Annotated in this window: 16 protein-coding genes and 1 tRNA gene; 3 read left to right on the forward strand and 14 right to left on the reverse strand. The window is 28.4% G+C overall.

Translation table 11 applies throughout. The annotated features are described in order from the left end of the window. Positions 1-108 precede the first annotated feature (108 nt). Positions 109-345 (reverse strand): DUF2492 family protein, encoded by a 237-nt coding sequence (locus PF569_05610; GenBank protein ID MDA3855713.1) that lies wholly within the window; start codon positions 343-345, stop codon positions 109-111. A 79-nt stretch (positions 346-424) separates the two neighbouring features. Here PF569_05610 and PF569_05615 point away from each other — a divergent pair, with 79 nt between their 5' ends. Next, positions 425-895, forward strand: a complete 471-nt coding sequence (locus PF569_05615) for a flavodoxin (GenBank protein ID MDA3855714.1) — start codon at positions 425-427, stop codon at positions 893-895. Positions 896-923: 28 nt separating this feature from the next. Here PF569_05615 and PF569_05620 read toward each other — a convergent pair whose 3' ends face one another. The 4 genes from PF569_05620 to PF569_05635 form a co-directional block, all read right to left on the reverse strand. Next, the gene (locus PF569_05620) at positions 924-1,526 is read right to left on the reverse strand and encodes an NAD(P)H-dependent oxidoreductase (GenBank protein MDA3855715.1); all 603 of its coding nucleotides are present in this window, start codon (positions 1,524-1,526) and stop codon (positions 924-926) included. 97 nt (positions 1,527-1,623) lie between these two features. Then, on the reverse strand, positions 1,624-3,444 hold the full coding sequence (locus tag PF569_05625; GenBank protein ID MDA3855716.1) for an ATP-dependent DNA helicase: 1,821 nt from the start codon (positions 3,442-3,444) through the stop codon (positions 1,624-1,626). 98 nt (positions 3,445-3,542) lie between these two features. Further along, positions 3,543-4,742: an ATP-dependent DNA helicase gene (locus PF569_05630; GenBank protein MDA3855717.1), complete on the reverse strand. Its 1,200-nt coding sequence runs from the start codon at positions 4,740-4,742 to the stop codon at positions 3,543-3,545. 94 nt (positions 4,743-4,836) lie between these two features. Next, a tRNA-Arg gene (locus PF569_05635) sits at positions 4,837-4,911 on the reverse strand. 98 nt (positions 4,912-5,009) lie between these two features. Here PF569_05635 and serS point away from each other — a divergent pair. Next, positions 5,010-6,302: a serine--tRNA ligase gene (gene serS, locus PF569_05640; protein ID MDA3855718.1), complete on the forward strand. Its 1,293-nt coding sequence runs from the start codon at positions 5,010-5,012 to the stop codon at positions 6,300-6,302. On the opposite strand, the gene PF569_05645 is transcribed toward serS, so the two are convergent. The 5 genes from PF569_05645 to PF569_05665 form a co-directional block, all read right to left on the reverse strand. After that, the gene (locus PF569_05645; protein ID MDA3855719.1) at positions 6,295-6,936 is read right to left on the reverse strand and encodes a hypothetical protein; all 642 of its coding nucleotides are present in this window, start codon (positions 6,934-6,936) and stop codon (positions 6,295-6,297) included. The genes serS and PF569_05645 overlap by 8 nt on opposite strands. A 60-nt stretch (positions 6,937-6,996) precedes the next feature. Next, positions 6,997-7,218: a hypothetical protein gene (locus PF569_05650; GenBank protein MDA3855720.1), complete on the reverse strand. Its 222-nt coding sequence runs from the start codon at positions 7,216-7,218 to the stop codon at positions 6,997-6,999. 67 nt (positions 7,219-7,285) lie between these two features. Further along, positions 7,286-7,717: a hypothetical protein gene (locus PF569_05655; GenBank protein ID MDA3855721.1), complete on the reverse strand. Its 432-nt coding sequence runs from the start codon at positions 7,715-7,717 to the stop codon at positions 7,286-7,288. Positions 7,718-7,719: 2 nt separating this feature from the next. Beyond that, positions 7,720-7,944, reverse strand: coding sequence for an SHOCT domain-containing protein (locus tag PF569_05660; GenBank protein MDA3855722.1), 225 nt, complete (start codon positions 7,942-7,944; stop codon positions 7,720-7,722). 31 nt (positions 7,945-7,975) lie between these two features. Beyond that, on the reverse strand, positions 7,976-8,368 hold the full coding sequence (locus tag PF569_05665) for a hypothetical protein (protein MDA3855723.1): 393 nt from the start codon (positions 8,366-8,368) through the stop codon (positions 7,976-7,978). A 199-nt stretch (positions 8,369-8,567) separates the two neighbouring features. On the opposite strand from PF569_05665, the gene PF569_05670 reads away from it, so the two are divergent. After that, positions 8,568-9,275 carry a GGDEF domain-containing protein gene (locus tag PF569_05670; GenBank protein ID MDA3855724.1) on the forward strand — a complete coding sequence of 236 codons (708 nt, stop codon included), beginning with the start codon at positions 8,568-8,570 and terminating at the stop codon, positions 9,273-9,275. Between the two features lie 53 nt (positions 9,276-9,328). Here the strand turns inward: PF569_05670 and ppsA are convergent, their stop codons facing one another. The 4 genes from ppsA to PF569_05690 all read right to left on the reverse strand — a co-directional run. Continuing rightward, a complete protein-coding gene (gene ppsA, locus PF569_05675) occupies positions 9,329-11,947 on the reverse strand; it encodes a phosphoenolpyruvate synthase (GenBank protein ID MDA3855725.1) in 2,619 nt (872 codons plus the stop codon). 174 nt (positions 11,948-12,121) lie between these two features. Beyond that, the gene (locus tag PF569_05680) at positions 12,122-12,709 is read right to left on the reverse strand and encodes a hypothetical protein (GenBank protein ID MDA3855726.1); all 588 of its coding nucleotides are present in this window, start codon (positions 12,707-12,709) and stop codon (positions 12,122-12,124) included. Positions 12,710-12,869: 160 nt separating this feature from the next. Further along, positions 12,870-13,463 carry a hypothetical protein gene (locus PF569_05685; GenBank protein ID MDA3855727.1) on the reverse strand — a complete coding sequence of 198 codons (594 nt, stop codon included), beginning with the start codon at positions 13,461-13,463 and terminating at the stop codon, positions 12,870-12,872. A gap of 160 nt (positions 13,464-13,623) precedes the next feature. Then, positions 13,624-14,142: hypothetical protein (locus PF569_05690; protein MDA3855728.1), on the reverse strand; the 519-nt coding region annotated here is incomplete at its 5' end.

The following is a 14,142-nucleotide window of genomic DNA, read 5'->3' on the forward strand; positions in this document are numbered from 1 at the left end:
AATTACTATAAACTGATTGTATTTATCAAAAATATAGCTAATGCTCATTAGAAAATTAGGATTTATAACCTTATTAAATCTTTGTTAGTACTATAAGGTATTCTATAATCAAATTGAGCAAGAACATCCACTCAAATCCAGACCAACTTTATCATTTTTCACAAAAATTTTCCCATTAGAAACAAAAAACTCCATAATCTCATTAAAAGTATTATCTTTTTTAAAACAATTAGTAAATAAAACATCTCCATATATCTCTTTAATTTTAGACTTCAATTCATCCAAAGAAGAGATATTTTCTTCTTTAATCAACTTAAGTATCACAGTACCATGTATAACTTTCATACAAATAATAACAATATAACATTTATAAAACTAATTTAAAAAAAGTAAAAGTTATAAACATCAATTTTTAAAAAATTATATGAAAACAATAATCATTTATTCTAGTAAACATGGAAGTTGTGAAAAAATCTCAAAAATCTTATCTCAAACGCTTAATTCAGAAATGATAAATATAAGAGAAAATAACAATATCGAAATTTCAAAATATGATAAAATACTAATTGGTGGTTCAATATATGCTGGAACAATAGATAGAAAACTAAAAAAATTTATTAAAATAAATTTAAAAGAACTATTAACTAAAAAAATAGGACTATATATTTGTGGACTTTTAGAAGATGAATTCCAAAAAGAATTTGAAGAATCTTATCCTAAAGAATTAAGAGACAAAGCAATTATATCTGAAAAATTCAAAGGTGAAATAATATATAACAAATTAACTATGATTGAAAAAATAATAATCTCCAACCTAATGAAAACAAAAAAAAACATATTAAACTTAGAAACAGAAAAAATTAAAAAATTTGCCCGAAAATTTGAAATAGATTAAATTAATTTTATAAGATTTATTAAGATATTTATTGAAAATAAATCTCTTCAGAATCAAATCTGAGTTTAGATTTTTTTTCATCTGCACCATAACCAATAGGACAAATAACAACAGGTACATATTCTTCAGGAATCTCTAAATATTTTTGATATTTATCTTTCTCAAATCCTTCTATAGGACATGAATCAACACCAAAAGATTTAGCTGCCATCATTAAATTTTCAAGAGCAATGTACGCTTGATTTGTAGCAAAATTAATTTTATCTTGTTCACTATAATTTTCAAACCACTTCACAAGTAAATTATCATAAAAATCTAAAGTTTCCTGAGGCATTCCATTTTCCCCCATTAATTCTAATAATTTGGATTTTTTCTCCTCTAAATCTTTAGGAACACAAAAAACAAACAAATGAGAACAATTAGATATTTGTTTATTAAATAATGAAGCCTTCTCCAACTCCACAAACATATCATTATCATCAATAACCTTAATCTTCCAAGGTTGAAAATTAAAAGAAGAAGGACTAAACCTAACAATCTCTTTAATCTTATCTACAACCTCTTTTGACACCTTCTTACCATCAAATTTCTTCGTAGCATATCTTTGCATATTTAATTCTTCATAATCCATAATACAAAGCTAAACAGAATACATATTATAAAGTTATTTTAGTTATGAAATTAAATGATGAAATATAACACATGATTGAGAAAATTAATCAACATTTCTATTTCAAATTCACATGAGAATTAATAGTCATCAAAAACTCTCCTCCAAAATCATTCAACTTCTTAGGCCCAACACCTTTAACATCTAAAAACTCTTTATCACTCTTAGGAGATTTTTTAGTCATTTCAACTAACGAAGTATCTGAAAAAATCATAAAAGCTGGAACATTTCTCTTATCTGCGATGTTCTTCCTCAATACCTTAAGCTTCTCAAACAAAGGACTATCAGAAGTTGCTTTTTTCTTAGCCTTCCCACCCCTCTTAGTTTTTCTAACTTTCTTTGTCTTACTAAATCTTCTAACTACTTCATCATCACTCTCAACATTTGTTGCACTTATTCTTTCAAGAACCTCATTTTGCATGACATAATCATTAATAAGAATCAAAAAATCTTCACCAAAATCATTTAATTTTTGCTGTCCCACTCCATTAACTTTCATAAAATCTTCTTCAGATCTTGGAAAAGTAGTCGCCATCTCTCTCAAAGCAACATCTCCAAAAACAACAGAAGGCGCAAGACCTCTATCTTCAGCAACTTTTTTCCTAAAATCCCTTAATTCTTCAAATAAAATGCAATCATAAGAAACTTTCTTATTAATAAAACTTCTACTACTAGTAATTTCTTCAACACCTGGAAGTTCTAAACAAACATCACACCCATTACAATTATGCTTAGGAAACTCTTCTCCAAAATACTCTAAAAGATATTTCCTCCTACAAGATTTCCTTTCACAATAAAACATCATCTCACTCAATTTTTCAAGAGCTCCTCTCTTCAAAGAAATATCCTCAATCATATTGACAAAAAACTCATGCTTCATACTATCACCTCTAGAATAAAACATAACACAATCACTAGGCAAACCATCCCTACCTGCCCTCCCTATTTCTTGATAATAACCTTCAACAGATTTAGAATATGTATGATGAATAACAAGCCTAACATCCGGTTTATCTATTCCCATTCCAAAAGCAATTGTTGCAACCATAATATCAACCTTATCTTTAATAAATAATTCTTGATTCTGTTTTCTAATTTTACTAGAAAGACCTGCATGATAAGCAAGTGCCTTCATTCCATAACCATTTAACTTCTTAGTTAGACTCTCAGTATCTTTTCGAGAAAAACAATAAATAATCACAGATTCATTCTTATGCTTATCTACCAAATCTAAGATTTTATCAAAAGTATCTTTCTTCTTCATAACAATTAAATTAAGATTATCTCTATCAAAACTAGACACAAAAACTTTAGGATTATCCAAATCAAGTTGTTTTAAAATATCTTCTTTAACTTTCTGTGTAGCTGTTGCAGTCAAAGCAATAATTGGAACTCCAACAAAAATCTTCTTCAAAAACTTCAAATTTCGATAATCCTTACGAAAATCATGACCCCATTCAGAAATACAATGCGCTTCATCAATTGCAATCAAACTAATCTCAACACCTAGAAGAAATGATTTAAACTCATCTGAAGATAATCTTTCTGGCGCAATATATAAAATCTTGACTTCTCTTCTCTCAATTCTTGTTTTAATATCCTCAATCACCTTTGGAGTCAAAGTAGAATTAATATACTCAGCACTAACTCCATTTACCTTTAGAGCATCAACTTGATCTTTCATTAGAGAGATTAAAGGTGAAATAACAATTGTCAGTCCTTCAAACTTAAGTGCAGGGATTTGATAACAAAGTGATTTCCCTCCACCTGTTGGCATTAAAACTAGTGTGTCTTTTTTTTCTAAAACATTAGTTATAACTTCTAATTGTAACGATCTAAATTCTTCATATCCAAAATATTTCTTTAATAATAACTCCATTTTTAGTATTCTAAAAATATAAAAATTATACACTTTATAAAGTATTATTATTATTTAGAAATATAGATAATTATTATAGCGGATAGGTCTTTACAATATTAATTTAATTCTATAAGTTTTAGACAAATATCACATTTACCACAATTATCTTTCAAGAATGATTCACCAAAATATTCTAAGAGATACTTTCTTCTACAAGACTTAGTTTCACAATATGAAACCATCTGATTTAATTTGGCATTATTTGATTTTCTTAAAGTACTGTTAGGCAACAAATCAATAAAAAACTCATGTTTTTTTATATCATCTTGAGAGTAAAATAAAATACATTGACTATTAAGACCATCACGACCGGCCCTTCCAATTTCTTGATAATAGTTTTCAATAGATTTAGAAAAAGTATCATGAATGATGACCCTAACATTAGATTTATCTATTCCCATACCAAATGCTATTGTTGCAATTATGATATTTACTTTATTATTAATAAATAATTCTTGATTACGCTCCCTTATTCGAGTAGAAAGACCTGCATGATATTCAAGTGCCCTGAACCCATACTTGTTTAATCCTTTTGCCATAATCTCTGTATCTTGCCTGGAATGGCAATAAATAATTATAGAATCATTTCTATTTTTTTCAACTAAACATAAGATTTTAGCAAAAGAATTAGTTTTAGATGCAACAGTTAAATTAAGATTATCTCTATTAAAACTAGAAACAAATACTTCAGGATTATCTAAATTTAGTTGCTTTAAAATCTCATCTTTCACTTTTGAAGTAGCAGTAGCAGTCAAAGCAATAATTGGCACCCCTACAAAATAATCTTTTAGAAATTTTAGACCTAAATAATCTTTTCGAAAATCATGGCCCCACTCACAGATACAATGAGCCTCATCAATTGCAATTAGAGTAACTGTAATATTAGAGAGAAATGCTCTAAAACTTTTCAATGCCAATCGCTCGGGTGTAATGTATAATATTTTAATTTCTTTTTTTTCAATTCTCGTAATAATATCTTTAGTCTCATCTACAGATAAAGTAGAATTAATATACTCTGCATCAACTCCATTAGCTTTTAGAGCATCAACTTGATCTTTCATCAAAGAAATAAGTGGAGAAATAACTATTGTAAGTCCATCAAACTTAAGTGCTGGAATTTGATAACATAAAGATTTACCTCCTCCCGTTGGCATAAGAACTAGTGAATCTCTTTTTTGAAGAACATTGTTAATAATATCTAATTGCATAGGCCTAAACTTATCGTAACCAAAATATTTCTTTAACAAAAGTTCCATTATATAAATAATATAAATCAATGATTTATAAAGTATTATTATTCAAAAATATTAAAGCTAATTCAAGAATGGAACCATTCATTATTCGAAGAAAAGATCCTGCCGGGATTTGAACCCGGATAATTAGGGCCGAAACCTAAAGCACTAATCCAGATTATGCTACAGGACCATAATAATTAATTTACTTGTTGATTTATAAATATTTTTCAAAAAACTCTAAGTAATCATAACAAAATATTTAAAAAGTATTCCTTTCTTATAAATTATATGCTCGACCTGAAATTTATTAGAGAAAACCCTGAATTAGTAAGAAATAACATTAAAAAAAAATTCAGACATGAAAAAGAAAAAATACTAGATGAACTTTTAACACTTGATGAAACTTATCTAAAGCTTCTAAAAGATGTAGAAAATCTAAGAGCTCAAAGAAATAAAGTAAGTAAAGGAATTTCTGAAGCAAAAAAGAAAGGTGAAGATGCAACTGAATTTTTCAAACAAGCAAAAGAAATTCCAAAACAATTAACAGATAAAGACAAAGAACTATCTGAAATAAAAGAAAGAATCTCACTTCTACAATTTGAAATACCAAATATCATCGCAGATAGCGTCCCACTAGGAAAAAATGATAAAGAAAATGTAGTAGGAGAACTCTTCGGAAAACCTACAAAAAAAGACTTCGAAGTAAAATCTCATATTGAAGTTTGTGAAAATTTAGACATTGCAGACTTTGAAACATCATCAAAGGTCGCAGGAAACGGATTTTACTATCTTAAAGGCGACTTAGGACTACTAAATCAAGCACTTATTAGGTTCACAATAGAATTCATGCACAAAAAAGGTTATACCTATATAGAACCTCCTCTGATACTAAATGAGAATGCTGTTCATTCAGTTATGCCTTTCTCTGACTTTGAAGAACACGCATACAAAATAGATGGAAAAGACCAATACCTTATAGCTACAGCTGAGCATCCCTTAGTTGCAATGTTTAAAGATAAAACTCTAGAAAAAAAAGACTTACCAATTAAAATTTTTGGATATTCAATGTCATTTAGGCAAGAAATTGGTTCTCATGGAATAGATGAAAAAGGATTATTTAGAACTCACCAATTCAATAAAGTAGAACAAGTAATAATTTGTGAACCTGAAGACTCAGAAAAATTATATGAGGAAATCTTAAATAACACAATTGAAATTTTCAAAGCTCTAGAACTTCCAATAAGAACTCTTGAATGTTGTAGTGGAGATCTTTCAGATTTAAAATACAAATCTGAAGATATTGAAGTATATTCTCCAAGAAAAGATGAATATTTTGAAGTAGCTTCATGTTCAAATCTAACTGAAGCTCAATCAAGAAGAGCAAATATAAAAGTATTTGATGGTAAAAAACAATACACACCACACTCATTAAACAATACTGCTCTTGCAACATCAAGAGCAATGGTTGCAATAATAGAAAACTATCAAAATAAAGATGGCTCAATTACAATCCCAAAAGTTCTAATTCAACTAATGTTTGGAAAAACTAAAATTGAAGCAAAAAAGGTCGAATTTAAATAACTTTTTTCTTATTCCAAATTTTACCTAATTCATCTACTTTATCTTTAGATTTTTTATTTCTAGAAGGCAAAACATCTACAACTTTAATCTTCTCTTTAGTATCTTCCTTATATCCTAGAAAATTATGATGAGAAATTGCCATCAAAGTGACAGCAATATAAAAAATCAAAAAGATAGAATCACCAGGATTACCTAAATAAAATCTATAAATATAAAAAACAATTGGGAAGAAAATACCGTTAAGTGAAATTGGCCATCCCATAGAATTTTTAAGTTTCAAAATCCAATTTCTTGCAAGATTCAAAACTAAGCTAATCGCATAAAAAAATAAAACTACAAGAACAAGTAAATCTCCTTGATAAAACAAAAGACCAAAAACAATAGTTGTAAGACCAAAAACTAAATAAACCGCAATATCCTCTAAATACTCATTAAATACAGTAGTAAATCCATAAAAATTAATTAAAATATTATTTAAAACATAAACTGCAAAAGAAATAACCATCACCATAACTCCTGAAGCAAAGTCCTCTATTAAAAACAAATACAAAGTATAAATACCTAAAATAAATAAGAACAAAGGTAAGAAACTACCATAATCAAAGTGTTTATCAAAATAATTGTGCTCAGACATTAAAAAAATATAATCAATCTAGTTAAAATAAGTTTATTATTATTGGTGGGGGATTAAAAATTAATCCCTTCTCTCTAAAATCTCATAAACTGCGAATACAACTAATAACATTGAACCAAAAATCGAAATATTAAACAACATAAATGGGTACTCCAATGTATTAACATATCCTATTAAAGAAGTAATATTCAAAACGAATAATAACAGTCCTACACCTAAAAAAATATAGCTAATTTCTTTTCTTTTACTTAACAAAGTTGAAAATTTATAATTACTTTTCATAAAAACCATTCATCAAAATAATATTTAAATAGATTTAGTAATTTGAAAGTAGAGACAACTCAGATTTTTATTTTAAATTCAAGATTAAAAGATTCGTATTTCCCAGATTTCGCTTCTCAATAACTCCTCTTTGTTCTAGTTTTTTTAAAATCCTAGAAATTCTAACTTTATTATAACCAGTATATGCTACTAGATGATTCTGTTCCAACCTATAATTATGTTCAATCAAAGTTCTAACTACTTCCGCTTCATCTTTTTCAAGCAATTTCAAAATAGAATTAAGTTGAACTTTACTAATTTTTGTTTGAAAAAGTAAAATAATCACAACACCAATAAATAAAGAAACAATTGAAATAACATAAACAATAAAAGGTAATGGATCCCCACTCTCCTCAGTATAATAACCATTAATAATCGCAAATAAAACTCCTAAAAAAAATATAAGTCCAAAACCTATAATCAATCTACTAAGTGGAACTTCAATTTGTTTTCTAAACATTTTTACTTAGAAATCTCCTTTTTCAAATCATTATACTCTTTCTTCGTAATTTCTCCTTTAACAAACCTTTTCTTTAAAATCTCATCGGCAGTATCATTAGAAATATTTCCAGATTTCACAACCCAAAACATAATAAGTAAAAATGCTACAAACAATAAAATCTGTATAAAAATACCATAACCCATAAAACCCATATGGCCACCAAGACCATAATAATCACCAACCATATTATATATATAAAATTAAATGTATATAAACTTAATTATACATACAATTTCCTGAATTCCCAATTCCTTTTTGAGATGAACCTTTAGAACTAGAACCTCTCTTCATTTGTCCTTGCCCTAAACCAAGTTCAGATTTTAAATCATCGGCTCTAGTTAAATCACCTGCAAGTCTAGCTTCTCCCATCTCAGCAAAAACTTCAAAATTATCTTCATTCACAGTTCTTAAAACTCCAGGAGTTCTACCATCTTGAGTCATTAAATCATACCAACTAGAATAATCTAAAGCATCAAATGCATCAGTCATATCTTCATGTCTCTCATCACTATAGTATGGACTTTGAACATCAGAATTACCTTGATATGCAAAAACACTTGCAACAAGTCCAAACATCAGTAATACCATTATCATTAAACTTTTTTTCATTTTTAATTACCTAAATCCTTTATGGATATTATTCTATGTATGAAACCAGATATATCCTTTATTGAAACCAGAATAAATAATACGCCAAAAATGATTGAAAAACCATTTTTACTGTATAAATCTATAGAAAAAATCAAAAATTACTATAAACTATCAAAACAAACATTTATATATTTTAATATTCTTAAATCTATATAAAATGATTACAAAAAAAGTAATTCTATGCATACTTAGTGCAATTTTAGGAGGAATTTTATTACTTTCATTTATCAGATTTATAGATATATCCAATAATAAAGAAATTATAATTTCTTTTAGATATTTCTTTTTACCATTCATTATTGGTGGATTTATTGGAATTTTAATTACAATTATTTCACTTAAAAATAAAGAATTAAAAGAAACAAATAAAAAATTAAAATACCTTTCAAGCACTGACTGTCTAACAAAAACACTTAATAGAAAAACAGGTCTTGAAATATTAGAAAAAGAATTAAATAAAACAAAAAGACATAAAAAGAATCTTATTATTGCATTCATAGATATTAACAAACTAAAAATTGTAAATGATAAATACGGACATCATGAAGGTGATGAATATATAATACAAATAAATAAAATAATCAAAAAAACTCTAAGAAATACAGAGTATATAATAAGAATTGGAGGTGATGAATTTTTGATAATATTCGATAATAAAAACACTGAAAAACAAGTTGAAGACATAATTAGAAGAATTACAACGAAAGTTAATAATTATAACAAAAGAAAAATTAAACCATACAATATGGGATTTTGTTATGGTATTGCTACACATAATTATAAAGAAACTATTAACATAAGTGAATTTCTAAAAAAAGCAGATGAGAAAATGTACAAACAAAAAAAGAAATTATATAAAAAATAATCTTCATTTCTTATTTTCACTTATTAAAACTAGATTAATAATTTATTAAAAAATTATTTTTTTTTAGATTTAGAAACTTTAGTTACTTTTTTTTTAGCAACAACTTTATTAGGTGCAACCTTTTTAGCAACAGCTTTCTTCTTTACTGGAGCAGTTTTATGAGAAGACTTAATTTGAAAACCAGCATTAAATTTACCAGGTTTTTTTGCTAATTTATGCTCTAATTCAGCAATAGCTAATTTTGTTTTAACAACAGTATCCGGATTCAAAGACATAGTTTGAATTCCTGCCTCAACAACAAATTCAGCAAATTCTGGATAATCTGAAGGTGCTTGTCCACAAATTCCAATGTACTTTCCTCTCTCATTACATTTGTTAATTACTGCTGCAACTAAATCCTTCACAGATTGATCTCTCTCATCATAAACATGAGATACTAATTCTGAATCTCTATCTAATCCAAGAGTTAATTGAGTTAAATCGTTAGTTCCTAATGAATAACCATCAACTAAATCTAAAAATTGATCTGCTAAGATAACATTAGAAGGAATCTCACACATCAAGTAAATCTCTAAACCATCTTTACCTCTCTCAAGACCACCTTCTTTAATTACCTGTAAAACCTTCTTAGCTTCAGTTACTGTCCTACAAAATGGAATCATAAGTCTAATATTCTTTAAACCAAACTCTTCTCTAACTTTCTTCATAGCAACAATTTCTAATTTAAAAGCCTCTTTAAAAGCAGGAGAATAATACCTTGAAGCACCTCTAAATCCAATCATAGGATTATCTTCAACAGGCTCATAAAATCTACCACCAATTAAATTTGCATACTCATTAGATTTAAAATCTGAAAGTCTAATAATAACCTTTTTAGGATAAAAAGCAGCAGCAATAGTTGCAACTCCTTCAGCTAATTTATCTACATAGTATTGAACTTTATCATCATATCCCTTAGTAAGAGCTTCAATCTTTTTAACATCTTCTAAAGCTTTAGGATTCTTCTTCAAATTTGCATAGTCAAGTAAAGCATTTGGATGAATTTGAATTCCAGAATTAATAATGAATTCTTCTCTTGCTAAACCAACACCATCATTAGGTAAGAAACTTTGTGAAAAAGCTAAATGAGGATTACCTAAATTAAGCATAATTTTAGTTTTTGTTTCAGGAACATTATCAACCTTAAACTCAGTAATTTTATATTTCAAAAATCCTTCAAAAATATATCCTACTTCTCCTCCAGCACATGAAACAGTAACTTTCGAATTAACTTTCAAAGCAGTAGTTGCATTACTACAACCAACAACAGCAGGAACTCCCATTTCTCTTGAAATAATTGCCGCATGACAAGTTCTTCCACCTCTATTAGTAATAATTGCACTAGCTTTCTTCATAATTGGCTCCCAATCAGGATCAGTCATATCAGTAACTAAAATATCACCTTTCTCAAAATTATTAGCCTCATGAATATCATGAATAATCTTTACTTGTCCATGTCCAATCTTTGACCCAACACTTACACCTTGAACTAAAATTTTTCCAGTCTCAACCATCTCATAAGTTTCAACTTTAGTTCTATCTTTCCTAGATTGAACAGTTTCAGGTCTTGCTTGAACAATAAATAATTCACCAGTTTGACCATCTTTAGCCCATTCCATATCCATAGGTTGATAATGACCCTTCTTTGCAGAATAATGATCTTCAATAATAATTGCCCATTTAGCAAGCATTAAAACTTCATCATCTTTCAGAACAAATTTTTCTTGCATCTCTTTAGAAACAGGAATATTTTTAGTTAATTTAGAACCACTTGTATCATAAACCATTCTAAGATGTTTCTCTCCAACAGTCTTAGAAATAATTGGTCTATAACCTTCTTCTAGAGTTGGCTTAAAAACAATATACTCATCAGGATTAACAGCACCTTGAACAACATTCTCACCTAAACCATAAGCACCAGTAATAAATGCTACTTTATCAAAACCACTCTCAGTATCAATTGAAAACATAACTCCTGAACAAGATAAATCTGATCTCACCATTTTTTGAACACCAATACTAAGTGCAATATTAAAATGATCAAAATCCTTATCTACTCTATAAGAAATTGCTCTATCAGTAAACAATGAAGCAAAACATTTTTTACAAGAATGTAACAATTGCTCATCAGAATGAACATTCAAATAAGTTTCTTGCTGTCCTGCAAAAGATGCATCAGGTAAATCCTCCGCAGTAGCAGAAGACCTAACTGCAACATCAATATGTTTCCCATACTTTTCTTCCATAGCTCTATAAGCCTTAATAATTTGAATTTTTAAAATTTCAGGAAATTCGGCATCCATAATTGCTGCCCTAACTTTTCTCCCTCTCTCTTGAAGATTTATTAAATCTTTAGTGTTTAAATCAGATAAAAGTACTCTAACTTTATCCTTAACACCACTTCCATCTACAAAAAGATTGTAAGCATTAGCAGTAACTGCAAAACCATAAGGAACTTTAACACCTAATTTAGATAAAGAAACATACATCTCACCAAGTGATGCATTCTTACCTCCAACATAAGGAATATCATCAATTCCTAACTCTTCAAACCACAAAATATTTTTGTTCTCCTTTAACCCAGAGGTAGATTCACCCTCATGCAAATTCTTAACTAAATTTTTTAAATCCATTTTTATATATATAAGTATAATATTATAATAAATAGTTTTATCGTTATTTAAAAGTAAAAAAATGATTTGTAACTATAGAATATCGATAAGAATACCTACACAACATAGTAAAATTAAACTAACATAAAAAAAATCAAAATAAAATATAAAATCAAAATAAATATTCCCAAAATTTTAAGGGAATAAGTAAGTTGTTGTTTGCGTCATTGCACTAGGAGTTGTTAAATCAACAGGTTTAACAGCACCATTCTTAGTTAATAATCTAATCGTAGCAGTTTCACCTTCATTTACATCATTTAGGTTTAGAAATGCAACTTCACCTAAATCTCCAGTAGATAAATAACCCGCAGTACCAGCAACACCACCATTTGAAATATAAGTAATATCATATTCAGTATCTGAAATTGGACCACCAGCCAAATACTCAGTTGTTTGAGAACCAGCAGTAGTATCCATTTTGATAATTAAATCATCTAATTTAATTGGAACTGAACCTGAACCTAATCTTACAACCATAGTAATTGTATCTACTGCAGTTCCATCAATAATTCCATCAGAAGTATCTGAAGCGTAAACTTGAACAACCTCAATATCAGTTGTAATCTTTTCTTGTGATTGTCTCCCTACATCTAAAGATTTAGATTGTAGAGAACTTGCAGTTTGAATTAGTACTCCTGCAGCAACTGCAGCAACTAAAATCATCGCGATAAAGATAATCAAAGTACCAATTCCTTGTGCACCTTTTTTATTTTTTAATACCATTTTTATTAATAATAAGGGATTAAATTAATCCTTTGTAAGATATAATGTAATAAAAAAGTTTATACAAATTTGTAACCTCTCAAAAATAAAATTCATCTGTTGCCTTTAGAAAGTAAATAATGAGAATTTGTCAGAAAATAAAATATTCCTTTAAAAAAATTTAAGGGAATAAGTAAGTTGTTGTTTGTGTCATTGCACTTGGAGTTGTTAAATCAACAGGTTTAACAGCACCATTTTTAGTTAATAGTCTAATAGTTGCAGTCTCACCTTCACCAATTGGATTTGCATCCTTCAAGAATGAAATCTCAGCTAAATCTCCAGTTGAGATATAATTAGCTGAAGCAGCAACACCACTATTTGAGATATAAGATACATTATATGCTGAATTTGTAGCAGCTCCTGCACCATCAATAGCTATAACATCTACTGTTTGAGAACCAGCAGTAGTATCCATCTTAATTAACAAATCAGCTAATTTGATTGGAACTGAACCAGAACCTAATCTTACAACCATAGTAATTGGATCTGCTGCAGAAATAATTCCGTCACCAGTTCCACCAGCGTAAACTTGAACAACTTCAATGTCAGTTGTAATCTTTTCTTGTGACTGTCTTCCTACATCTAAAGCTTTAGATTGTAGAGAACTTGCAGTCTGAATTAAAACTCCTGCAGCAACAGCAGCAACTAAAATCATCGCAATAAAGATAATCAAAGTACCAATTCCTTGTGCACCTTTTTTATTTGTTAATATCATTTTATTAATAATAAGGGATTAAATTAATCCTTTGTAATATATAATGTAATAAAAAAGTTTTATACAAATTTGTAACCTCTCAAAAATAAAATTCATCTGTTGCCTTTAGAAAGTAAATAATGAGAATTTATCAGAAAATAAAATATTCCTTTAAAAAAATTTAAGGGAATAAGTAAGTTGTTGTTTGTGTCATTGCACTTGGAGTTGTTAAATCAACAGGTTTAACAGCACCATTTTTAGTTAATAATCTAATAGTTGCAGTCTCACCTTCATTCACATCATTAGTATTTGTAAATGCAATCTCTGCTAAATCTCCAGTAGATAAGTAACCTGCAGTTGCAGCAACACCACTATTAGAAATATAAGTTGTTTGATACTCAGCTTCAGAAGGAGCTCCTCCAATATCAACAGCAACAGTTTGAGAACCAGCCATAGTATCTACTTTAATCAATAGATCTGCTAATTTAATTGGAACTGAACCAGAACCTAATCTCACAACTAGAGTAACTGTATCAACACCTACACCATCAATAATTCCATCGGAAGTATCTGAAGCGTAAACTTGAACAACTTCAATATCAGTTGTAATCTTTTCTTGTGACTGTCTTCCTACATCTAAAGATTTAGATTGTAGAGAACTTGCAGTCTGAATTAAAACACCCGCAGCAACTGCAGCAAC

It is taken from the genome of Candidatus Woesearchaeota archaeon (assembly GCA_027858315.1).
GTDB lineage: Archaea > Nanobdellota > Nanobdellia > Woesearchaeales > UBA583 > UBA583.